Source organism: Anaplasma marginale str. Florida, from assembly GCF_000020305.1.
GTDB classification, from domain to species: domain Bacteria; phylum Pseudomonadota; class Alphaproteobacteria; order Rickettsiales; family Anaplasmataceae; genus Anaplasma; species Anaplasma marginale.
Genome location: NC_012026.1, coordinates 874,286 through 897,308 on the forward strand (window position 1 = coordinate 874,286; position 23,023 = coordinate 897,308).

At 50.8% G+C, this 23,023-nt stretch carries 18 protein-coding genes and 1 other RNA gene; 11 read left to right on the plus strand and 8 right to left on the minus strand.

Annotated elements, in window-relative coordinates:
- Positions 1-64: 64 nt before the first annotated feature.
- From AMF_RS08665 to AMF_RS08675, 3 genes are all read right to left on the minus strand, one after another.
- Positions 65-1,714: a hypothetical protein gene (locus AMF_RS08665; RefSeq protein WP_010268195.1), complete on the minus strand. Its 1,650-nt coding sequence runs from the start codon at positions 1,712-1,714 to the stop codon at positions 65-67.
- Between the two features lie 242 nt (positions 1,715-1,956).
- Positions 1,957-2,949: a hypothetical protein gene (locus AMF_RS08670; protein WP_011114512.1), complete on the minus strand. Its 993-nt coding sequence runs from the start codon at positions 2,947-2,949 to the stop codon at positions 1,957-1,959.
- Positions 2,950-3,053: 104 nt separating this feature from the next.
- Positions 3,054-3,788 (minus strand): protocatechuate 3,4-dioxygenase, encoded by a 735-nt coding sequence (locus AMF_RS08675; RefSeq protein WP_044051816.1) that lies wholly within the window; start codon positions 3,786-3,788, stop codon positions 3,054-3,056.
- 687 nt (positions 3,789-4,475) lie between these two features.
- Between AMF_RS08675 and AMF_RS08685 the strand changes: the two genes are divergently transcribed.
- Together AMF_RS08685 and purN are read left to right on the plus strand one after the other, a co-directional pair.
- A complete protein-coding gene (locus tag AMF_RS08685) occupies positions 4,476-5,972 on the plus strand; it encodes a leucyl aminopeptidase (protein ID WP_029209734.1) in 1,497 nt (498 codons plus the stop codon).
- A gap of 15 nt (positions 5,973-5,987) precedes the next feature.
- Entirely contained in the window at positions 5,988-6,632 is a 645-nt protein-coding gene (purN, locus tag AMF_RS08690) for a phosphoribosylglycinamide formyltransferase (RefSeq protein WP_012659060.1), read from the plus strand.
- A gap of 134 nt (positions 6,633-6,766) precedes the next feature.
- On the opposite strand, the gene AMF_RS08695 is transcribed toward purN, so the two are convergent.
- Positions 6,767-8,365 carry a hypothetical protein gene (locus AMF_RS08695; protein ID WP_041660072.1) on the minus strand — a complete coding sequence of 533 codons (1,599 nt, stop codon included), beginning with the start codon at positions 8,363-8,365 and terminating at the stop codon, positions 6,767-6,769.
- Between the two features lie 329 nt (positions 8,366-8,694).
- Positions 8,695-9,477, minus strand: coding sequence for a phosphoribosylformylglycinamidine synthase subunit PurQ (locus AMF_RS08700; RefSeq protein ID WP_010268224.1), 783 nt, complete (start codon positions 9,475-9,477; stop codon positions 8,695-8,697).
- 80 nt (positions 9,478-9,557) lie between these two features.
- Between AMF_RS08700 and mnmG the strand changes: the two genes are divergently transcribed.
- Complete coding sequence (mnmG, locus tag AMF_RS08705) at positions 9,558-11,471, plus strand: tRNA uridine-5-carboxymethylaminomethyl(34) synthesis enzyme MnmG (protein ID WP_012659062.1); 1,914 nt, start codon at positions 9,558-9,560, stop codon at positions 11,469-11,471.
- A gap of 312 nt (positions 11,472-11,783) precedes the next feature.
- Here mnmG and glpX read toward each other — a convergent pair whose 3' ends face one another.
- The gene (glpX, locus tag AMF_RS08710; protein WP_044051796.1) at positions 11,784-12,728 is read right to left on the minus strand and encodes a class II fructose-bisphosphatase; all 945 of its coding nucleotides are present in this window, start codon (positions 12,726-12,728) and stop codon (positions 11,784-11,786) included.
- Positions 12,729-12,904: 176 nt separating this feature from the next.
- Between glpX and AMF_RS08715 the strand changes: the two genes are divergently transcribed.
- From AMF_RS08715 to folK, 7 genes are all read left to right on the plus strand, one after another.
- The gene (locus tag AMF_RS08715; RefSeq protein WP_241759968.1) at positions 12,905-13,534 is read left to right on the plus strand and encodes a murein hydrolase activator EnvC family protein; all 630 of its coding nucleotides are present in this window, start codon (positions 12,905-12,907) and stop codon (positions 13,532-13,534) included.
- Positions 13,535-13,697: 163 nt separating this feature from the next.
- Entirely contained in the window at positions 13,698-14,153 is a 456-nt protein-coding gene (locus AMF_RS08720) for a PAS domain-containing protein (RefSeq protein ID WP_011114520.1), read from the plus strand.
- 160 nt (positions 14,154-14,313) lie between these two features.
- On the plus strand, positions 14,314-14,538 hold the full coding sequence (locus AMF_RS08725) for a hypothetical protein (RefSeq protein WP_010268249.1): 225 nt from the start codon (positions 14,314-14,316) through the stop codon (positions 14,536-14,538).
- Positions 14,525-15,499, plus strand: a complete 975-nt coding sequence (bioB, locus tag AMF_RS08730; protein WP_010265738.1) for a biotin synthase BioB — start codon at positions 14,525-14,527, stop codon at positions 15,497-15,499. The genes AMF_RS08725 and bioB overlap by 14 nt, the downstream gene beginning before the upstream one ends.
- A 236-nt stretch (positions 15,500-15,735) precedes the next feature.
- Positions 15,736-16,067, plus strand: an RNA gene (gene rnpB / locus AMF_RS10155) — RNase P RNA component class A.
- Positions 16,068-16,274: 207 nt separating this feature from the next.
- Positions 16,275-19,277: a phosphoribosylformylglycinamidine synthase subunit PurL gene (locus tag AMF_RS08735; protein WP_029209887.1), complete on the plus strand. Its 3,003-nt coding sequence runs from the start codon at positions 16,275-16,277 to the stop codon at positions 19,275-19,277.
- 540 nt (positions 19,278-19,817) lie between these two features.
- Entirely contained in the window at positions 19,818-20,354 is a 537-nt protein-coding gene (gene folK, locus AMF_RS08740; RefSeq protein ID WP_241759824.1) for a 2-amino-4-hydroxy-6-hydroxymethyldihydropteridine diphosphokinase, read from the plus strand.
- A 55-nt stretch (positions 20,355-20,409) separates the two neighbouring features.
- Here folK and AMF_RS08745 read toward each other — a convergent pair whose 3' ends face one another.
- Both AMF_RS08745 and AMF_RS08750 read right to left on the minus strand, forming a co-directional pair.
- Positions 20,410-21,000, minus strand: a complete 591-nt coding sequence (locus tag AMF_RS08745) for a hypothetical protein (protein WP_010268256.1) — start codon at positions 20,998-21,000, stop codon at positions 20,410-20,412.
- A 98-nt stretch (positions 21,001-21,098) separates the two neighbouring features.
- Positions 21,099-22,379, minus strand: a complete 1,281-nt coding sequence (locus AMF_RS08750; protein WP_010265747.1) for a M48 family metalloprotease — start codon at positions 22,377-22,379, stop codon at positions 21,099-21,101.
- A 192-nt stretch (positions 22,380-22,571) separates the two neighbouring features.
- On the opposite strand from AMF_RS08750, the gene rsfS reads away from it, so the two are divergent.
- Complete coding sequence (gene rsfS, locus AMF_RS08755; RefSeq protein WP_010265749.1) at positions 22,572-22,922, plus strand: ribosome silencing factor; 351 nt, start codon at positions 22,572-22,574, stop codon at positions 22,920-22,922.
- Positions 22,923-23,023 lie beyond the last annotated feature (101 nt).

Here is a 23,023-nt window from a genome sequence, read left to right on the forward strand (position 1 = left end):
GGTATATACAAACGGCACTGCAGCTGAGATTCGGGTAGTACGGGCGTTATCTACCGCTTTTCACTTAGCGACCATGTAGAACGCCGGCACCCACACAATCATGTATGGACGCCGCGCTGCCGATTCTGATATCATAATTCGCGTGTGCAATCCGAGGGTCGGTTTCTCTACTTTCGGCCTTACCTAGAATAAACAAAACCAAGCTTATCGTACCTCGGGCCATAAGGTTGAGCAACCCAAAGTTGGCTAGGCTGCTTTCTATGCGCGCATCATACAGCACGGCATTTTCCCATCCAATGCCCCCTTCTCCCGACTTCCTTGTGATGTACAGCGCGTCACACACCACCGCTATCACAAGAATTGCACTAGAGACCACAAGAGCGGCGAGGAACCCAACGTACGTGGGATTTTTCACCACGCTATTGAGGCATGGTATGTGTAACACCCCCGTAAACAGGGCACCAAGAACTAGGATATTGGTGAGCAATATCTCTGAAAATAAACACACCCTGTCAGCAATAGCTGAGGCTTTTCTCTTGCCCGCAGCGTATAGCTCACTAGACAGTTGGGCGAGGCATGCGGGAAGCATAAGCACGGAGGTAATCACGCGGAAGAAAATTTCGTAAGCAAATTTGCTCCCCAGGTATGCGGTTTTGCTATCTCTGAATTCTTCCCTAATCACAAACAGTTCGCAGATGTTGCAAACCGCCGTGGTTAGTATGCCAAACTTGAGTACGGAACGGGCTATATTGTCGGGCACTTCAAGATCAAGAGAGCACGCCCCCTTGCGAACCAAGTAGCAGCAAAATGCCGTCGCTCCCATTAATATTGCAACGGATGACAATATTCCCACAAGTGCAGCAATGCTTATTGGATCACCACGAAGCCCCATTAATGGTGGGCTCCCAACCTGTAAAAAGGCAATATATGCAATTGTGGCGACGAGAAAAATATTGACCAGCAAAACGTGAGACAACGCACTTAGCGCCCGCACTACTGACATCGCGGTCTTTCTTCGTTTGTGATAAAAGTAATTGCATAGCAGGGCCATGCACGCAGGAAGCAATAACAAATATGACGTGCAGTATAGGTAGACCTCATACGCAACATAGCCGTCATAGATCTTTTTGCGTTGAACATTCTCATGAGCGAAAAATGGGCCGCTGCAGCCGCTATAGCTAACAAGCGCCGGCATGCCGTACACGATATCTCGCAGGTAGCTCTGTTCTAGAAGCGCGTGACATACACCGCACTGTGTATTTTTAACCATTTCATACACACAATAGTATCGCCATGTCATCGAGATTATAGACAAAGGAATAGTGCACATGGAGGCCAAAAATAGCACAGCCAGGTCTAGATGAGGTATGAAAAACCCATTCAGCAGGGTGGGATATTTTTTGAATGCAATCAGCAGGACCTTTGCAAATATGAGCTCAATGGCCAGCACAGAACGCAGGCATAGAAACAGCTCCATGCTGACAGCTGCCCCCACCATCCTGCCTCTTCTGTATAGCTCTTTAGAGATGTAATACGGGATTATAGGCACCACACACAGCACGGAGCTACACAGCATATACGCCGTGTATATCCTGCTCCGCACATCGTACACCCTAGCCTCGTCATCCGGAATAGTGTTGCAAGTACGGCTCAACACGTCCTCGGACGAAGTACTTATTTGCGGTCCGCTAGCGTACGCGACACCCTCTTCCATAGACTGAGGCACACATTTTCAGTAAAACCAAAAAGAGCGCCTCTGCCCATTCTGGAACGGGCATTCATTAGACCCCCACGCACTCAGGTGGCACCCTGCAGTATGGTACCATACAGAACCAACGCAAACAACCAGAGCACGTATTGCCCGGCAGCAAGCACCGGCCCATCCAGCATATTTTTTGTGTGCGCGCGCGGAACACGCCCCGGGATTCTACAAACCTCCAGGCAAGCGCCTTGCTGTTAGTCTCTAAACAGACCCCATTTGGTCTTCGTGTCCACAGACAGTCCGCATATCTTGGAACCTGCAGCAGCTTCTCTGAAGTTCAACGCCAGATCTTCCTCTCCACTCTGCCTGTCGTATACGTAGCACCCCAAAGCAAACAAGGCGGTTGGAATACCCATCAACAACTGCCTATCGCACCTAGCAAGGGAAGACATGCTCATGGCATCCCGGATTTGCTCCCTGAACATCAGGTTAAACGCGGAATCATCAGCCCTATCATGAGCGCTGGCAACACCGCGCCATATCAGGCTGAAGGCGCGCCTCGCAGGAAGGGAGTCTTTGAGCTTCATGTACCACGATGCGTAGTGATACACAATGCTGATGGCGAACATAATTGCAGTCGGCGCCAAGGCCCACAACACTGACTTCCCAAAGGAGAAGTGCTCACCAACTATCGGACCCGATAGCGCATAAGTAAGCAGGGTAAATGTCGCAAGGTTAAACAGCAACACGTGCATATAAGCGTACATTTGCCTGACTGTGGGCCCGAGCATCCGGTGCATCAACCCTAACCGTACCCTACCACCTCTTTTCATGGCGCTGTATGGCACGGTTCTGGCCCATGTGTATTCCGCCCCTGCAACAGGTCTCGACAGAGCGCACAATAGCAGTACCGGCGCCGTCATGAGAACTACAAGGGCCATGGTAGCACGAACATACAGGCAAAACGCCTTGAAGCCAGCTGTTGCAAACTTGCCTTTAGTCTTTTTCTTGGGCTTGTGATAGACGCTAGGCGCCATTTTGCGCGCCGCGCGACCACAGGCATCACCCGGGCCACCAAAAACATCTACGGGCACACCTAGCGACGGATAGCCACCAACATGCTGGCTACCGCGAACCACACCCGGGCTCACAAACTTTCCACGTTGCTTCCCGAATGGCCCGCACGCCTTTTTGGCTCCTCGGCCCATGACTCCGGCTAAGTCGTAGCCGTCTGTATACGCTTTCACGGACGTATTACCCTAGGAATACACACCTACCAGTGTACAACGAAACCGCATCGCGAATCAATCATGCGCAAACATCGCGGTCAGCTTAGAGCCTTCCACAGCCGTTATGGGGCCGCATTAATATCGTTACCATTTTGTTGAGCAGGACCAAAGTTTTCAGCAAAAGTCATATTAAACTCATACACCTTAACCCCGGTTTCACCGCCTTCGTCAACCAGCCGTGCAGTAAGCAGCTTCCTCATAGATGCGGGAATCCTACTGAAACCCGGATCCTCAGAGCCACCAAGCCCCTCAAAAAACATCTCGGTCTGAAGCTCGGGAAAATCTTGGTGCTTTAACAGGAAGTGGAGACGCGGGGACCTACCCATATGCCGACCTGGCATGATTGTAACAAAGCCAAAGTTACCCAGATTGTCTGTGGTTGCCTTGCCAGAGCCGTTAAAGTGCTCATCGTACTTCACCTCGCCAGGTTTGCCCGAACTCCCAGCTGCCTCACCAGAGCTTGCAACCCTGCCCGAGTTATATACGCCGCGGGAGTCTGCTTGCCACATGAACACGCTGACGTTGCTCAAGGGATGGCATTTTGAATCCGTCACCCTACCCACGATGTACACCAATTCCCCATCGGCAACCACTGGGCTCCCCGGCTTGCGCGCCAAATTGTTCGAGAGGTTAAAAACATTGGGCATTTCGCTCACATCGTGAATTTCCGGAGTTTCTACACAATTCACGATCACTGGATCAACCGCACCAGCTCCACGTGAGAAGCATACCAACAACGCAGCCAACCCAGCAAAAACACCGCCGAACCACTTATTCAACTTCCTCACCTCTCTCATAACCAACCCCATAGCACACCAACAACCCCAGCAGAGCACGATAACCCCACCGCACGTGCCTACTCCGCGCAAGAAACCCAATGATCACAGGTGTTGCTACCACCCATCCCGAGCCGACGCCGCGCAACGCACAACACTAGAGATTACCCTGTATTACCGCGCAGCACCGCTTAACGCAAGAAAAACAACTCTCTACACATCCCAACAGCGTGAAACCCGCCGGCAATGCACATATGCTCCGCCAGAATCATACACTCCACACAGCATCACAGCAAGTTTCTGGAGTGGCGCAAACCAGTGGACGAAAACGCCTAACTATCGGCAGTGCTGTTGGCTGGCTACACTCACGCGGCTTTCGCACCGAGCTGATTTGCATGGCACAGATTGCAGCTAAGCTTTCTGCACAAAACACCTCACAAAAATTCTCGTGTGATCTCAACATTCCCGGCTGCAGACAAACCAATATACATAACAAAAATTCTCGTGTGATCTCAACATTCCCGGCTGCAGACAAACCAATATACATATATAGTCGCCAGATCGCACCTCACAGCCCCATTGCATTAGGCTTTATGCCAAATGTGCTATGGTACTCGCATCGTTGGTAGATACACCATCTACTTCTTGAAGTACCGTGCAAATGGTGCTAGAATCCGCGCGCTCGTGCTTGTTTGGTTTGGGGCTCGTATGGTTAGTGTTTCGTTTCTTGGTCTTGCTTCCGGTGTTTCTACCTTGCTAAAAACCGCAGTGCTTGTTGTGGGGGTTTTTGAAGGTAGCAACGTACTTGAAGATGGTGGGATTCTGCGTCCTGAAGAGAGAAAGACGGTATTGAGAATCAAAGACATGGCCATGTTCTCCGGGAAGTTCGCTGACACCATGCCTATAGTTCTGACTCATGATGGCGGGGTGGTGCTGGTAGTGGGCCTGGGTAAGGAGTCTGACACCATAACGGAAAGCAAGGCTATGGAGTTAGGCGGGGCAGTCTATTCTAGTCTTGAGAAAATCAAGGCAAAAAGCGCTACAGTAGTCGCGCCCGGTGGTTCAGAGCTCAGAGTGGCCTACGGGGCGTTCCTGCGTAGTTTCAAGTTTGACCAATATTTCCACAGCAAAAAGTCCGACAATGCCTCTACAGTCCAGGAGATCAGCATGTTGGTTGCTGGGGATGCAGAGTCTGCAAAAAAATCTTTCGACGCACTCAAGAAAGCGGAGGGAGAGTCCGTATTTTTCGTGCGTTCACTCGTATCGGAGCCCTCAAACGTTCTGTACCCGGAAGAATATTCAGTGCGAATCCAGAAGGAGCTGGCCCCTCTCGGGGTTGAGGTAGAAGTGCTCGACGAGAAGCGTATGGAGGAAAAGGGCATGATGGCCCTTCTGGGGGTTGGCCAGGGCAGCACTAAAGAATCAAAATTGGTCGTGATGAAATACACGGGGGCACCTGGTGGTGGAGCCCCACTAGCGTTCGTAGGCAAAGGCGTAACCTTTGACACAGGGGGCATCTCGCTCAAACCTGCTAAGGGTATGTGGAGCATGAAGTATGACATGGGCGGCTCCGCGGTTGTTGTCGGGTTGATGAGGACTTTGGCTGCGAGAAAAGCAAAGGTGAACGCAGTTGGCGTGGTGGGTCTGGTTGAGAATGCTGTCGGTGGGAACGCACAGCGTCCTGGTGACATTGTCACTTCCATGTCCGGACAGACCATAGAGGTCTTAAATACAGACGCGGAAGGGAGGCTGGTTCTGGCTGACGCCCTGTGGTACACACAAAAAGTATTTTCTCCAAAATTCATTGTCGACCTCGCAACTTTGACTGGAGCCATAACTGTTGCGCTGGGAGAAAACCAATACGCGGGCCTCTTTTCCAACAGCGACTCCCTGGCTGAGCAGCTTGCGAAGGCCGGCGAGGAAGTTAATGAGAAGCTTTGGCGCATGCCCATGGGGGATGCTTATGACAAGATGATAGATTCCCCGGTGGCAGATGTGCAAAATATTTCCACCAAAGGGCATGGGGCTGACAGCATAACCGCCGCACAATTCCTGCAGCGCTTCGTAAATGGCGTACCCTGGGCACATCTGGACATTGCTGGCGTTGCTTGGGATGACGACGGGTCTGCTGTGTCCGCCAAGGGGGCGACCGGGTTCGGTGTAATGCTGCTCAACAGGTTTGTGTCGAAGTATTACGAAAAGTGAGGCGGGTGAGCCGTCGTGGCAGCTGTAGACCGTCTTAGACTTGGTGTGCTGATCTCCGGTAGGGGGTCGAATATGGCAGCAATAGCTCAAGCGTGTTTGGATAACACGTTCCCCGCAGTTGTGGAGTGCGTAATATCAAACAACCCCAAAGCCGCGGGGCTCTCCATCGCGAATGACTATGGGTTACGTTCATTCGTTGTCGAGAGAAAGCCTTTAGATGTTGAGCGAATTGATCAAATTTTGACGGATCACAAAGTAGATTTGGTATGCTTGGCAGGTTTTATGAGCATACTAGAGGGAGGGTTCGTTCAAAAATGGCATCGCAAGATGATCAATATTCACCCATCGCTGCTGCCATCTTTCAAAGGTATGCGGGCGCAAGAACAGGCCTTGAGAGCTGGGGTTAAAGTCGCTGGATGTACTGTGCATTACGTTTATCCAGAGCTGGACGCCGGGCCGATAATAATGCAGGCCGCAGTTCCGGTCATGAACAACGACAGTGTAGAAAGCCTCGCGGACAGAATACTGGCTGCGGAGCACGTGTGCTACCCTGAGGCAGTACGGCTTATATCCCTGGGCAAAATAAGCCTAGACAGTGATGATGTGGTCAAGGCAAATGACGGCAGTAGGCTATTTCTCTTCCCCACCAGCGTTTCATAGTTCCGGTCACCATCCTCCAGGCCATAGAGCATACAAGAGGCCAGCTGCTGTGGCCGCAATGTATGGCCATGCCACTGTACAACATGCAGCACTACACAACATTATTGCGCACAGTGCCGGGATAATTTACCCCCCTATCTTGCTCTTGACGGTTGCGCGACAGTCTTGGGTGCGACAGGCTCCCAATTTCGGGGATCAGTAGTAATAGCCTGGAGCAGGTTCTCGGCGGCACTGAGGAAACCTGCATCTTTTTCAAGGGCTTTCATTATGTCAGCTTTGTCAGATGGTGCTTGGGAAGTACCATCAACAGCCTCCTTTGCAGCAACTGGACCTTGCTGTATAGGCTCCCACCCTTGTCCTGCATCTACAGCTTTGTCAGATGGTGCTTGGGAAGTACCATCAACAGCCTCCTTTGCAGCAACTGGACCTTGCTGTGTAGGCTCCCACTCTTGTCCTGCATCCTTGGCAACAGGTTCCCAGTCTTGGGTCTGCTGCACGCTATCACTAGTCATGTTAGCAGTCTCGACAGCCACCTCATTTTGAAGTTGTTCGGGGCATTCAGAAGCACGCTGCCCGAGCACGATGGGACTAGTTTCAACAGGCAACGCAGCCTTGGCAGAATACCGGTCAGCAACTCCCCCAACGGCTAGACCTGTTGCCAGCACACCGGCGCCCAGAGCCAAAGCGATGATGATACATGTGCTTAATGGACATGCTACTGTACAACAAACTCCACACAATATTATTGCTGCACACAGCGCAACCACTGCGGCACCAGCCAGGGCCATGAGTATTCTATGCGTTGGACTGGCAGCTTCTGGAGGAGCGAGCCACTTTATCCTGCTGATCTTCTGTGGTTTATAATTCTCTATGACATCATATTCTGTAGTATCCCTCTTATGCACAGGATCTTGCATGGATACTACCGGCACCCTGGCAGAATGGAGTTCAGCCCTTACAGCAAATGCACCCACAGCCAAACCAGCTGCTACTAAACCGGCACAAGCAACCCCCACAGTACCAGCAGCAATCCACACACCGGTTACAACAGCAACCCCCACACCAGCTGCTACTAAACCGGCAACTAGGGGAGCAACACAAGCAACCCCCACACCAGCCGCGGCCAAACCTGTTGCCAAAGCACTGGCACATGTACCAACACATGTAGCAGTACTGGGTGTGGTACCAACAGCCTTGGTGGCATCCTTCAGCGTACTGGGATCTGCCTCAGCCATGACCTTGACAATACCAGAACTGGTAGCAACCCCAGCTATAACCTTATTAGTCCCGCCAACAGCAGTACCCTGATCCACAGCAGCCTGAGCTGCATCCTCAGCCTTGGCCTTACCAGTCAGGAGCTTGGCAATTCTTCTATTACCTGTTCTCTCAGCTATAGGAGTTACAGGAGTAAGAACAGGTTGTAATGATTGTACAGTAGCTAGTCCTTCTTCCTTTACTTGTTTAACTTGCCTACAAGATTCAACTAAATCTCGTATAGAACATCCTGTTATCACTGAAAATAACACTGCAGCTACGCCAGCCACTGCTACAGCTGCAATGATGGGTGGACAACATGCTGCTACTGTACACAACATTATTGTGCACAGCGCAGCTACGGTGCAGACCATCATCAGCATGCCCATGTTTATGAGCACTCCAGATACTGCATGTGCAGTGTTTGCTGCTGCAATACGATGTGCGCGTGTCTTTCCTATTTGTGTGTTGGGACTCAACCTTCCCCCCCCCCCTCCTTGCGGAGATGCTGGTGTATGGTTGGTGCAGTTCTCCATGTGTAGTCGGGCTATTTTTGCGTCATTTGTGGTGGAAATTCACATGCATCTGTGCTTTCTCCGCGCTAGAGCCACAAGCCGAGGCCTGTGTGGGAAGCGTGCGCAGCTTTGGTAACCCTGCATTTTGAGGCGTATACTACCCCCAGCACCCACAAAGTGGGATATCCTACATGCAGGCCTACTCCCCCATTCCTAGTGTACAACTACACTGCATAACAACTTATTACATAGCTTTGGTGATGCACGGAAAGTATAAGCTGCATACGGTGTAGTTAGGCAAAATACCTAACAGCGTTACAAAAAACTTCAAAACCATCGGCATAGGTGGGCACGGGCTTGCCCGCACGCACGTTTGCATCTTTGATATCCGTCCAGTCATACCGTTGAGTGAAAAATACCGCCCTTTCGGGGTGCGGCATCATCAGAAGGGCCCGGCCATTATTTCCTGATAGTGCGGCAATATCGTATGCGGATCCATTGGGATTATGTGGAAACTGTCCGTCGGCGAGCTCACCATCAGGCCTTGTGTACTTCATCGCGACGCTGCCCCGCTCCGCAAGCCCAAGTAGTGCATTGTCTGGAGCGTAAAACCTGCCCTCACCGTGCGCAACAGGAATATACATCTCGTCTATACCCTTTAGCCATATCGAACTGCAACACGATTTGACCTTTACCCACCTGCACTGATACCTACCGACATCATTACGCACTAGGGCTATGTCAGGGAAAAATACCCTGAGCAAAATCTGGCACCCGTTGCATATCCCCAACAACAGCTTATCTTGTTCCACAAATGCCTGGATTTCCTCTCCGAGCCCGTGCAGCATACGCAGGGCAAACGCGTTGCCGGCACCCGTGTCATCACCGTAAGAAAATCCGCCGGGGACCACCATAGTGTTGAACTCTCTGAGACATTTGGGATTCAACAACAGCTCGTTGATGTGCATTACTCTCCCAGAAACACTGGCGTTTAAAAACCGCCCTGCTTCCATAAACGCGAAGAGGGTTTCCTCCTCACAATTCAGCCCATATCCGGATAAGACTACTAAATTCATGCGCTATATTGACGCTCGCAACCTAAGGCACCGGGAGTTTAGCACGATTTGACACGTCTTATATTACTTTTTACCATCTAGTGTTCTATATCATCTGGTTGGTTGTTGTGCTAAGCTACGAAGTCGTAGTGGTTGGTGGGGGGCATGCGGGGTGTGAGGCCGCGGCAGCCGCGGCGCGCGTTGGTGCGAAGACCCTGCTAATTACCCATAAAATTGGTTCAATAGGCGAAATGTCCTGCAACCCCGCAATCGGGGGTGTAGCCAAGGGTGTCGTGGTGCGGGAGGTAGATGCGCTTGACGGGTTGATGGGGCAAGCTATCGACAAAGCAAGCATACACTCTACCATACTCAACCAGAGCAAGGGCCCAGCAGTCTGGGGGCCGCGAGCTCAGGCGGACCGGGATGCCTACAGGACGGCTATGCAGGATATCGTTCTGGGTTACAAGAACCTAGAAGTTCTGGAAGCCTCAGTGATAGATTTTTCAACCGACAACGAAGCGGGAAGCCCGTGTGTTGCGTCAGTCACGCTGTCCTGTGGGAAAGTTCTGCACACAAGGAGGCTTGTTCTGGCTACGGGGACTTTCCTCGGGGGAATGATACATGTGGGGAGAGATAAGGGTATACCGGCCGGCAGGATGGGAGATAAACCTTCCACAAGGCTGGCAAAGGCTTTATGCGCACACGGCTTCATGTTGGGTAGGTTGAAGACCGGTACACCACCAAGAATTGACAGAAGCAGCATAGATTGGTCAGCCACAGCGGAACAGAAGGGTGACTTAGTCCCAACCCCGTTTTCTTTTCTATCTGATGCCATCGTTTTGCCGCAGGTCTCATGTTACATTACCCACACGAATACAAAAACGCACGAGATCGTCAGGAACAATTTGCACCTCGCTGCCTCCTGTGCATCATTAGTGGACGTCGCGGCACCTAGGTATTGCCCTTCCATAGAGGAGAAGGTTAGAAGATTCCCAGAACACAAAAGCCACCAGGTGTTTTTGGAACCAGAAGGGTTAGATTCCAACTCGGTATATCCAAACGGCGTTTCGACTTCCTGTCCAATAGACGTGCAGTTGGAAATGCTACGCAGCATAAGGGGCCTGGAAAATGTTAGGATGTTGCGCCACGGGTACACGGTCGAGTACAACTTCGTGGATCCGCGAGAGCTGCATCACACATTAGAAACCAAGAAGATCAAGGGGCTGTACTTCGCAGGGCAAATCAACGGCACAACCGGGTATGAAGAGGCGGCTGGCCAGGGAATTGTAGCGGGAGCCAATGCGGCACTGTCGCTTTCTCAGAACCATGCTCCGTTCGTTTTGAAGAGGAGTGAAGCATATATTGGGGTCATGATTGATGACTTGGTCACGCTGGGCACCAGTGAGCCTTATCGGTTGTTCACGTCTAGAGCGGAATATAGGCTGCGGCTACGTTCCGACAATGCCGACATGCGACTCACCGAAATGGGATACAATGCCGGCCTTGTCTCGGAAAGGAGGTTTGGTGTTCTGTACAACAAAAAGCAAGAGATGGATAGGTTGGTTGAGGAGCTACATCGAACCAGTATAACCCCACACACGTTGTCCAAGTGCGGCATATTCATATCCCAGAACGGAGAGAAGAAAACTGCATTTGAGTTGTTGGGTCATCCTAGCATAACCATGGACATCCTCATACAACTGTGGCCAAGCTTGAATTCCTTCAGCAGGGCCGCGCTAGCCGCAGTGGGCATCGAGGGGAAGTACGCACCATACCTTCAACGCCAAGCAGCAGACATACAGTCGTTTCTAGAAGAGGAAAATGCGTCCATCCCGGCAGACATAAGATATTCCGAGGTTCACGGCCTATCCAAGGAGGCGCAGGAAAAGCTGCAACGTGCGCAGCCGTTTTCCATAGGAGCTGCTAGGAGGATTCCTGGCATAACCCCAGCAGCGATTGCCAATATCATAATACACCTACGGTGCCGCGGTAGAGCATCTCACCAAAATAGCTAGCAAGCTGCCGCCTGCCACATCCCTATTCTTTTACTGGTCATAGACGCTGCTGTGTTCGTTTTAGATATGGCAGTTGCAGCGCACAGACCGCAGCAGCCTATTTGAGAGAATCACGGAGTCACCCACCCATGCGCGCAACTCCACGCGTGACCAGCATCCACAGCAAACGTCCACGTAGCTTTTTGAGATCACCCCTATATCCGGGGGCCTTTCGCGCAATTTGTGCTGGAGCCCCAGTGCGGATGTAGCCCTCACCCATGCAGTGTGCCAGCGCCCAGTGCGGCGGCGGGCCCGTAAAGGTTTTACAGTTCGCTAGCGCTGAGCGCGCACAACAGGCCCGGCGGGGGGTTTGTAAAATGTTCTCTGTACCCGTGAAATAACACCCAACGTGGAGAAGATTACTGAATCTGCAGTAACGCATCCACCCTCGCTGCGCGAAATCCCCCTCATTATCAAGCTATCGGTCACCCCGGTAGCTATGAAAAACGCCTCCCCTCGCACCATGTCACCGGTCGCGTACGACCTATCCATGTCTTCCACACCCACGCTTTTCGCTCTTTCACGCAGCGCATCTGTATTGAGAACCAACTTTCCCTCAATCTGCCCGCCCACAGCTGCAAGCAGGACTGCAGAAAGCACACCTTCAGGTGCGCCCCCTATGCCGAGGTAAATGTCGTTCTCCTCGCGAATCAGTGACAGCGTAGCAGATAGGTCACCGTCGTCTATTAGCTTTATGCGGACATCCAGCTCCCTTAGGCCCTCTATTAAAGCGGCGTGCCTATCCCTGTTTAGCACTACGGCTCTTAAACCAGACACGGCACATCCTTTCGCGTGCGATAGGCTATGTAGATTCGTTTTCAGATCGCCACTCAGGGATACTACCCCATGAGGCAACCCCGGACCGACAGCTATTTTATCCATGTAGACATCTGGCGCCTTTAATAAGCACCCGGATTGCGCCACCGCAATAACAGACATTGCACCATCTTTGTACAGGGCGCATGTGGTAGTACCCTCTAATGGATCAACCGCTATATCTAAAGCTGGGCCCCCAATGCCGACTTTTTCTCCAGAATACAGCATAGGAGCGTTATCTCTCTCACCTTCCCCAATGACTATTGTCCCGCTGATGCACATTTTGTTGAGCGTGGAACGCATAGAATCAACCGCTGCCTTATCAGCATCTTTTTCGTTCCCCCTACCCGCAAATCTGTGCGCCTCAATCGCTGCGCGCTCCGTTACATTGAGAAACTCCATACACAGACCATCACCCAACACGCGCGCCTACCTCTAGAAATAATCATTAACAAGTACTCAGGAGTCCATTATGATACAGCGAATGGTGAGGCAATCAACTTACAAATGTGCGTGTAGTAGCATTAATACTGGCTAGCTTCCTTCTGTACGGCTGTTTCACTCAGGAGCCGGCTCCTGTGTCCCTCAGGGGTGAGGAGTTTTATGGAAATCGGGAACGCGATGAAAATGCTGATTACCACCTAACGAGGGATTACGGCGACAGGGGGGCGGCAACAACGGCTGCACCGAAGCGCAAGTTGCTGGTGAGAGACATATCCACACGTGGTGCTCCCCCCTCAAGCGCAAAGCTCAAGCAAGGGCCCAAAAAACCTTCGCCTCCTAAGGAATGTGAGTTTGACATGCCGCTAAATGGTGGAAGGGTCGTAGAATCTGGCGCTGAAGGCGAAAAGGGCCCCTACTGTAATGACGGGGTCGCCATATTCGCAGATGGCATCGCAAAGGTCAAAGCCGCAGGAAGCGGTAAGGTCATGTACGTGGGGAAGGGTCTCCGGTGGTATGGAAGTTTGGTCATACTGGAACACAACAAATACACTATCTCGCTCTATTCTTATCTGCACGAGGTACACGTCAAGATTGGCGACAAGGTGAAGAAGGGGCAGGTGATCGCAACAATTACAAAATCTAGCCAGAGTGCGGACAGTGGGTATTTCTTCTGTTTTGCTATAAGGCGCAATGGTAAACCTGTAGACCCCGTGCAATACATCAAAAAGTGCAAAAAAAGCTGCCAAGCCCGCGGTTGCCGCTAGATAAACGCGACATGTGTTGACCAGAGTGGTCAATCTCTGGCATCCGTGCCAAAGTGCCGCGCTGGACGGGCAGTAGATGCCACAAACATTTTTGGGCAAGTAAGGAAAAATAAATATCTCTGATGTAGAGTCCGAGAGTTGTTGCAAGGATAGCGAGTACCGGATGTCAGAATATGTGTCGGAGAGACGTGCAATAAACATACTGTGTTCATACTGGGACCAGTTGCGCAATGGTAGGAATTTTCCTGCGAAAGAAGAAATAGATCCGGCAGACATCATGGAGATTTGGCCCTATTGCTTCATGCTTCAAGTCAAAGTTGCTGATGACGGCAGAAAATACGAATGCGTATACGCGGGCGAGGAGTCTGTGAGGCTTTATAAATCTGACCTTAGGTACTACTCAGAATCAGAAAATATAGTTATTTTCTTCCCGCAGATAGTCGAAGGGCTATTTGATTACCTAGAATCAGTGGTAGACAACCAGCGCCCGTTGATAGAAGAATCAGAAAAGACGACCGCTGATGGCAGTGATATAAAAATAAGGCAGTGCTTGCTTCCCCTGGGTCAGGATAACGTCGTTGATCACATAATCGGGGTCGTGGGAGGCAGAATATACTAGGTGTCGCCCATAGGGTACAGTCAATACATAGCTTCCCGCACGTATCAGAAGCCAGGCTGGGCTGTCAAGTGCGTCTTGGCATAAAAGAACCTGGGGGTGATTGACATCGCGCTGCAGTACTTATAGAATCCGCAATGTCGTGGTTTCGCCGTTTTTTCGTATGTTCTCCCTGCTTCTGCGTGACTGTGTCAGGTTGGGCGTCTCCGTGCTCGGCCTGGTTTCGGGGGCGTTGGCGGAGGGAAAGATGGCTGCTAGGCGCAAGGCTGAGTCTTGTATAAGAGACATGGGCTTTGTAAGCCGCGATGAGTTTGAGGCTATGAGTGAGTCCTTCAGGCGCTATAGTAGCAAACACGATAAGGAGTGTTCAAAGCGTGATAAGAAATAATTGGACGCTTGAGGAGGCATTGGAGCTTTTCCGTATGCCGTTTAGCGACCTCATACTCAAGGCCCACTCAGTACATGTGCAGAATTTCCGAAATAATGAGGTCCAAGTCGCGGCGCTCATGAACATCAAAACCGGGAGCTGTCCGGAAAACTGCCGCTATTGCGCCCAGAGTGCACACTACAACACAGGCCTTGAAAAGAAATCCCTATCCACTGTTGAAGAAGTCAAAACAGCTGCGAAGAGGGCAAAAGAAATTGGGGCTGACAGATTTTGCTTCGCGGCAGCGTGGCGAAATTTGCATGACAGAGATTTAGAAAAGATCTGCCAATTCGTAGAAGCAATAAAAAGCGAAGGGTTGGAGAGCTGCGCGTCCCTGGGCATGTTAAAGCTCGATCAAGCACAAAAACTAAAGGAGTCGGGCCTAGATTTTTATAACCACAACGTGGACACTTCCCGCGAATTCTATCACAACGTGGTCACCACACGTACGTACGAGGAGAGGCTGGAGACCGTGCGCAATGTCCAGCAAGCGGGCATCAAAGTCTGCTGTGGAGGAATACTGGGTATGGGTGAAAGCACCGAGGATAGGGCAAGTATGTTGGTGACTCTAGCAAATTTGGAGCAACATCCACTCTCTGTACCAATCAATCGTCTCGTTCCGATCGAGGGCACCCCTATGGAAGGCAACCCGAAGATTGACAATATTGATTTCGTCCGCACCATCGCGGTTGCGCGCATCATGATGCCCGCGTCCTACGTGCGCCTTGCAGCAGGAAGGGGGGAAATGTCGGAAGAGATGCAGGCGCTGTGTATGTTGGCAGGAGCGAACTCCATATTTTGTGGCGAGAAGCTTCTAACCACGCCAAATGCCAGACCAGAAGACGACCAGCGGCTGTTTTCGCAGTTAGGAATCACGCCTTCCCGTGCGGCTTGCACCACTTCCGATGCGCAGCTTGCGTGAATACCTCTCCCTCCTCCATCTAGATATACCCCGGCTTGGCGTGTTTCCACGGGCTTGTCATGCAGTCCGTTGGCCGCGGTGGCAGCGCCACAAGCGAACGTCACTCATGCAGATGCTTAGTGTAGTGAGGTCCGCCACGTCTGTGGTTACAGAATACAATAAAACCGGAGCTTGCGTGGCTGGGTATCACAAACCATAGGCTTGCGCGGCTCCGCGGTATTGTATAGAATCGGGCCCCAGGTGGAGAAGTAGCCGCTGTGCCGCGTTGTACAGAGGAAAGTCCGGACTCCAAGGGAAGATGGTGGCAGGTAACTCCTGCCGGGGGTAACCCTAGGTTAGGGCCACAGAAAATTACCGCCTCTACGAGGTAAGGGTGAAAAGGTGCGGTAAGAGCGCACCGTGCTCGTGGTGACACGTAGCAGCCAGGCAACCACCACCAGGAGCAAGGCTAAGAAGGGTATTGTGTCTTCTCTCATGTTACCCGGGTAAGTCGCTTGAGGTAAGTAGCGATGCTTGCCCCAGATGAATGGCTACATAAACAGAATCCGGCTTATCTCCACCTGGTCCGCATGTAATCCATCGGCACGTAACAGACGCTCATGGGTTGCATCTTCACAGAGTATCCTGCGCTGTAGCACATCGGCTCCGCAGTTCCCGCTCGGCTGGTGCGTGTTTTTACGTGCGCCACCCACAACTGCAGCAGACTTTTTGACTATGTAAAAATTTAATGATCTGCAATAATGTGGGGCTGTTCCTCAAACACGGTGGCCGCCGTATGATATTCAGAATTGCGGTTGATGACATCTTTGACCCCAGCAGAAAACTCGCATATGTTGTCCGCACCCCAAACAAAATAGGCACGGAAGACGTTTTACGCGTCAGAGGCCTACTATCAAACAACACAACTAGCAAGTGCTACGCTTTTATATACGAACACGATATGTACGCACCTGGAGCACACGGGTACAGAAATATAGAATCTGGCAAACCTTATGACTTATTTGAAATTCTAGGAGCAACCTGGTCAGTGGAGATAGGATACCTTCCCGGGATGACCGACAACGTGGGAAACTCGGCGGCTCAGATAATTCGTGATTTTTTATGCATTGAAGACGTCCTGGTCCGAACGTCGGAGAATTTTTTCTTCAAAGAAGAGCCAGACCGCACTGCACGCAACTACAATCCACTGGTGCAGTACTGTAAGCTGGTACACACGAAAGCAGAAGGTGTTTTTGAAGTAGAATTCCTAGGCAATAAAAATGTGTGCGCCATTAACCGCTCAATAGCAAACCCTATTATAACCCCGCACCCGATACCATTCATCATGGCCCCTGATGTTGTGGGCGAGGGGGTAGAGGAGGACGTACGTGCGGTAGACTTGCATGTTAGCGATGAGGAGCTTGAAAAAATTAGCAAGCACGGGATTGACGGACGCGGGCCGCTCAATTTGTCCTTGGAGGCCATGCACGCCATTCGCACATACTTTGATGGCGAAAACCGCCCACCAAACGACATAGAGCTAGAAACCCTGGCGCAGACGTGGTCAGAGCACTGCAAGCACAATATATTTTCCGCCCAGATAGATGAGATCAAAGAGGGGTTGTACAGACACTGCATAAAGCGCGCAACTTCCGACATAAACTCACCGATGTGCATATCGGTCTTCTCCGATAATGCCGGAGCCATAACATTTGATGACGATTTTCTCGTAGTAGCCAAGGTGGAAACGCACAATAGCCCCTCCGCTCTTGACCCATTTGGAGGAGCAGAAACTGGTGTTCTGGGCGTGAACAGGGACATAATCGGGTTCGGTATGGGCGCAAAACCGATTATGAATTCGTACCACTTTTGTTTTGCAGACAACCTGGAACAAAAGCTGTACAGAGACCGGGAGTGCTTGGAGGAGATACTGCCACCGCGGAAAATTGCGGATGGGGTAATACGGGGAGTAAACTCGGGAGGAAATTGTTCGGGCATCCCAACCACCATTGGGACATCATACTTCGATAACAGATTCTGCGGCAAGCCGCTAGTTTTTGTCGGCAGCATTGGGATTATACCACGCACAGTCTGTGGGCTGCCAGCACATGTCAAGACCGTGCAGGATGGAGATTACATAGTGGTAGTTGGCGGTAGAGTGGGAAGAGATGGAATCCACGGTGCCACGTTTTCTTCACATGCGCTAAGAGAGGGAATAGGCGCTACTGTGGTGCAGGTAGGTAGCCCTATCACACAGAAAAAACTGTCTGATGCAATAATCAAGCAGGCAAGGGATTTGGGGCTGTATAATGCAATAACAGACAACGGGGCAGGCGGCCTTTCTTCTTCCGTCGGTGAAATGGGCGTGAGAGGATTTAATGTTGAGCTGGACAAGGTCCCCCTCAAAACACAAAGCATGCTACCATGGGAAATATGGGTGTCTGAATCTCAGGAGAGGATGACGCTTGCTGTCCCTCCCAGCAAGTATCAAAAACTTGCAGAAATTATGCAAATGCATGACGTAGAAATCAGCATCATTGGAGAATTCAACAGCACTGGACGGGCAGTTGTCACGTACAATGGTAAGGTCATCATGGACATAGACACAAGCTTTCTGCACAACGGCGTTCCTAGATTAACCCTTACTACTGAAAAACAATTTTACACCCAACAACAGTCAGAGCTAAGAACAAACACCTCAGTAGCGGAGGATTTGCGCAACATTATTGGGCGCAAAAATATCTGCAGCAAAGAGTATATAATCTCGCAGTACGATCATGAAGTACAGGGGTCTTCCGTCATAAAACCGCTACAGGGCGCGGGCAGAATATGTGGAGATGCAGTAGTCCTTCGCCCTGTACCCTCATCCAAAAGAGGAGTAGTCACGTCTCAGGGGTTTGGATGTAGATACGGAGAGGTTGATCCTTACAGGATGGCAGCTTGCGCCATTGATACCGCAATACGCAATTACGTTGCAGTAGGGGGCAATATAGACCACCTTGCACTCATCGATAACTTCTGCTGGTGCAGCGCAACCGAACCTGGCAGACTCTGGCAACTGAAGCAGGCAGCCAAGGCTTGTTATGACTATGCTACTGCGTTTGGTACGCCCTTCATATCTGGGAAGGATAGCATGTTCAACGATTTTCACGGGTATAACAGCGCTGGCCAACCGGTGCGTATTTCCGCTCCGCCCTCTCTGCTGATTTCCACGCTTGGCATTATTGAAAATGTAGAAAGTGCTATCTCGCCCCACGTCAAGGGAATGGACCCAATCTACATCCTGGGTACCACCTATAACGAGCTTGGCATGTCAGAATATCAGGCCTATAGCGGACTAAATAGTGGTAGCGTTCCCTCAGTAGATGCACAAACTGCCAAGTTGATGTATCGTAAGTTCCACCATGCCACAATCCGCGGCATAATAGCCTCCGCAATCGCGCCAGGCCTCGGTGGACTGGCAGTTGGTTTGGCCAAGGCCCTCATAGGGGGCAGGCTTGGCGCCGAAATAGACCTATCTGCAGTGCCTACAAGCGGAATACCGAAAGATGAAATGTGGGAAAAGTCTATTATGTTCTCAGAATCACAAAGCAGGATAATCGTAACTGTACATGAAGACCGCAGCGCAGAGTTTGAGTCAATCTTCTCAGAAGTCCCGCATGCGCGCATAGGCAGAACCACGAAAGATTATATGCTAAAAATTACAGACGTTGCAGAAGTGTGTCTGCATGACCTCGAAGCCAGCTACAAAGCGTTCAGCAATAGCCATTATGCCGACCACTGTGCGGAAAACTTATAGTGGAACCGGCGAAATCATAGCCCAATACAGTTGAGAAGCATTCCGCGGGCCATCATACGCAAGATTTACACAAGGCTGGCGGCCTTAGGCCGAGCAGCACCGTCAACCTCACACGTTTGAACCACGTGCACGGCTGTTATGTAGCCACAACTTTGAACCACACACTCATGATGCGCAATGCGGCACGGATGCGACACGTCGCGTATTTACAGTCTAGCATTGCGGCGCATTGGTGAGATTGTGCACACCGTTTGCGATACATAAACCGTACTAATACGCACACTTGATGCACATAGTTAAACGTCTACCCAGACCTACTGTACGGCTATAGAACCGCGGGTGCTTCCAACTTTGGCACAATACGCATAAAACTTGTACCCACCAACCTATACCCGCCAACCTACGGCTCCGCATTTTAGCAGTATAGGTTGCCCTGGAAGATTAAAGCCTCACGCCCCACAGGTGGACATATGGGGCCAATGCGTTAGATGGCAAGCTCAAAAATCACTCGCTAAAATTTCGCGGCAATGCAACAATGCCTTGCATGTTCCAACAAACAACGGAAATGTAGACGTGGTGGTGCTGGCACTGGGTAGCAACGTTGGCTCGAGAAAGAACAATTTAGAGGCTGCTGTCAGGCTGCTCCCCATCTACAACGGGCATTGTTCGTATATATACGAAACCAGGGCTTTGCTACCGGATGGGGCACCTACTTGGTGGGACATGCCGTACCTCAACATGGTAATGTGTGGCTACGTAAATCTGTCTCCAGATGAGCTGCTGGGGTGCATAAAGCGCGTGGAGTATACTTTGGGAAGAAGCAACACTGGAACATGGGGCCCAAGACCTATAGATGTGGACATACTACTGTACGATGGCCTGTCGATGCAGAGTGACGCCCTCACTATACCGCACAAGGAGATGCACAAAAGAGATTTCGTCCTCGTACCAGCATGCGATGTCTGCGCTAGGTTCCCCCATACTGTGCTCAAAACCACGCTAGAAACTATTCTATCGTCAATGCAGGAAGTAGATGTGGTCAAAAAGTACGGCCCGCTGAGCTGCACCCGTACATAGCCTCGGATCGTGTTGTACGTTCTGTAACGAGGCCTTACTACAGCCGAGGGGACTATCAGCCGCTAGCCTGGCTGCCACCACTATCTGGCCGTGGTTTCGGTTCCTGTTGTGCCTCGTATATTCTGCCACCACATTCATCTACGTAGCATACATCATAGTCGTTTTTACACAGGGCGTCGCAGCGTCGCGTGCTGCAGGAATCTCTTTTATCCCTGAAGGTAGGCTTGCCAATACCTATCTTGAAGGAGCCACCTGTGCATCTATATTGAGATTCGCACCTGAAGGCACAAAAAGTGTCTGAACTGCAATTGGAAATGCATGCGCTCTTCCGCGCTTCGCACGAACTTATCCTGTCACGCTCCTCCTGCCTCTTAATAAAGCCGTCGAGCATGTCCATAATGCCACCGATGTACCGAGAGGCACTGTTCCTAGATTCCCGCGCCTCACACTCTTGGGATTTGTCTTGACATTTCCTGTAGCAGTCATTCCTGGTATGTGCACACCGCGCTACACACGCCCTACCCTCAACACTCGCGGGCGGCTCATATACGGCCCTGCGTGCATGCTCTTCCGTGGTGATACACGAGGATAGCAGCGCACAAGCAACTATGCAACAAAACCCGGATTTTTTCCACACTCCGAACACAGCAACCCTGACGCATAGAATGTATAGTGCACAACTTAACCCATGGTAGTAAACAAAGAATTATTAACTCGCTGCTCAATTGCAGGAAAGGCGTTACATTACCGTGCTTTGCGCACCTCTTCCATGTCTTCTATAACTCGCAGCTGCACGCTGCCATTTTTCAGGTACGTTTTGGACAGCGCAGCATATTTTGCAAATTTCTTGTTGTCACCTTCGACGAAAAATCTGTTAGCCATGGCAAAATAGGACATGCCAACATTGCCAGTTCTACCGTAAACTATTGCAAGGTTCTTCCAGACCAATGGGTTTTCTTTTTCTTGATAAGACACTTGCTCTAAATACTGAAGCGTCTCATGAGGATCTTTCAACATCAGCGCCTGGGCCAATTCTAGTTTTATCATAGAGTTTTCAGGAAGCAGACCAAGCGCGGTTTTATAGTCTGACACAGATTCCTCTATCCGACCAAGCTTGTAGAAAATATGGGCGCGCATTTCATACAAGTACGGGTCGGACGGCTTCGCCTCGATTAAGAGCCCCAGCTCCCTGAGGGCGTCATCCGTGTTAGCCTTTCTGTAGTTGAGTATAGACTTCATGTATGGGGATAGTGTGCCACGCTCAAGAAATTGCACAGGTGTCAAAAACGCCTCTGTCTTCTCCACAACGCGCCCAAAGCTGGCTATATCGTCATCAGAAAAGCCCTTAACCGCGTTACTCCTCGAATAGCTGCTAACCTTCGCCAAACGGTGCTCACTAACCGGGTGGGTTGATAGGTATTGATCCTTCTCCGCCTCTACTAGATGAGATTCCTTCTGGCTAAAATGATTCAAAACCTTTATCAAGCCGTCGCTGGTGTAGCCAGCCGCGTCAAGATACTCCAGGGCGCGTTGATCGGCAACCTCCTCCTGTGCTCTACTATAGGCCAAAAACTCCCTTTGGTGAATTGTGCTACTTCCCAAAATTATGGCCTCTCCCACTCTAGGATCCACGGCCAAGGAGGCTATCATACCTAAAACATACCCTATTCCCTCAGCCACTGCACCGCTACGCGCCTCACTACCCCTTTTTGCGATATGATTTTGCGACATGTGGCCAATCTCGTGTGCGATTACGCCCACAATCACGCTGGGGTCCCTCGAGAAAAGTATCAGCCCTTTGTGTATAAAAAGATCCCCGCCTGAGGAGACGTACGCGTTTATGGAGTAGTCGTCAACTACAAAAACCCTCACGGTGCTGGAATCAACATTTGCTGCAGCAAACAGAGGAGTGCTGATTTTTTTCACAACATTCTCCACTTCGCTATCCCTGAATACGCGCATGCACAACGCATCCGGGGACAGTATGAGCGCAGAGCACAGCGTGAAAATGAAAAATGCCCTCATATAGCCTCATCGTTTGGCAGCATCATGATAGTAAAAAGCACAGAGATACTCCATTTATCATTTGTCCACCAACCACAGGAGCGATGTACAGGTACAAGTTTGTGGTAATAAATTTGTGCGTGCGCGTCGCTTTTGTGCGAGCAAAACTACAATGTGGTATAATGCGCGAATAAATTGTTTGGAGGTTTCTCAGTGCCGGGGTATACCGAGCTAAAAGACTCCGTAGTTGCCGTCCTTGACGAACATAGCGCTAGTGACATAGTCGTCCTCGATGTTGCGGGGAGGTGTCAATTGACTGAACACATGATTATAGCATCTGGCAATTCTTCAACACATGTTAAATCTCTGGTCGAACACATAAAGAAGAAGGTGTCTAAATCTGGAAAGGTGCTTGTGGAAGGGTTACGTGACGGTAATTGGGTCGTCATAAGCATGGAAGGCGTTATAGTACACATATTCAGGCCAGAAGTGCGATCATACTACCGCCTGGAGGAGCTTTGGAGCCACAGCAGCCGAGAATCGGCCCAGTGTGCCGGTGCTTAGCAGCGCTAACCGCCTGCTCTGTGTTCCCAGCTAGAACGGCCGGCAGGTGCCCGTTGTGCGTTCACATCTGTGGCTTTGTGCGCGGTATATGGCACAGAGTT

What these genes read in the sequence shown, in the direction of transcription:
- AMF_RS08665 (WP_010268195.1), bottom strand. Translation starts at nt 1,714, where the DNA reads ATGGAAGAGGGTGTCGCGTACGCTAGCGGACCGCAAATAAGTACTTCG.
- AMF_RS08750 (WP_010265747.1), bottom strand. Translation starts at nt 22,379, where the DNA reads ATGAGGGCATTTTTCATTTTCACGCTGTGCTCTGCGCTCATACTGTCC.
- AMF_RS08700 (WP_010268224.1), bottom strand. Translation starts at nt 9,477, where the DNA reads ATGAATTTAGTAGTCTTATCCGGATATGGGCTGAATTGTGAGGAGGAA.
- AMF_RS08675 (WP_044051816.1), bottom strand. Translation starts at nt 3,788, where the DNA reads ATGAGAGAGGTGAGGAAGTTGAATAAGTGGTTCGGCGGTGTTTTTGCT.
- AMF_RS08720 (WP_011114520.1), top strand. Translation starts at nt 13,698, where the DNA reads ATGTCAGAATATGTGTCGGAGAGACGTGCAATAAACATACTGTGTTCA.
- AMF_RS08735 (WP_029209887.1), top strand. Translation starts at nt 16,275, where the DNA reads ATGATATTCAGAATTGCGGTTGATGACATCTTTGACCCCAGCAGAAAA.
- AMF_RS08725 (WP_010268249.1), top strand. Translation starts at nt 14,314, where the DNA reads ATGTTCTCCCTGCTTCTGCGTGACTGTGTCAGGTTGGGCGTCTCCGTG.
- AMF_RS08685 (WP_029209734.1), top strand. Translation starts at nt 4,476, where the DNA reads ATGGTTAGTGTTTCGTTTCTTGGTCTTGCTTCCGGTGTTTCTACCTTG.
- glpX (WP_044051796.1), bottom strand. Translation starts at nt 12,728, where the DNA reads ATGGAGTTTCTCAATGTAACGGAGCGCGCAGCGATTGAGGCGCACAGA.